Raw genomic sequence first — 340 nt, forward strand, 5'->3', positions numbered from 1 at the left:
CATGTCGGTCAGCGCATCCACCACATAGCCGCGGCGTGTTGCGTAGAGGGAACGCATCTTGCGCAGATGCCGGGCGAAGTGCCCTTGCGTCATGAAGTCGGCAATCATGGCCTGCGGCACGATGGAACCGGGCCCCGGCAGGTGTGCCACCTCGTCCCTGAAGGTGCCCACCAGTGACGCCGGGACGACGAGGTAGGCCAGGCGCAAACCGGGTACCAGGACTTTGCTGAAGGTTCCTGTGTAAAGCACGCGGTCATCGTGGTCGAGACTTTTCAGGGCGGGCAGGGGGCGCCCGTGGTATCGGAACTCACTGTCGTAGTCGTCTTCGATGATCCACGCC

At 63.2% G+C, this 340-nt stretch carries 1 protein-coding gene; it reads right to left on the reverse strand.

Annotated features, from left to right (window positions below; genetic code table 11):
• Positions 1-340, reverse strand: a 340-nt coding sequence (locus CBX98_RS25770; RefSeq protein ID WP_146192932.1) for an aminotransferase class I/II-fold pyridoxal phosphate-dependent enzyme, incomplete at both ends; no start/stop codon positions are given.

It is taken from the genome of Vibrio sp. T9 (assembly GCF_003123985.1).
GTDB classification, from domain to species: Bacteria; Pseudomonadota; Gammaproteobacteria; order Enterobacterales; family Vibrionaceae; genus Vibrio; species Vibrio diabolicus.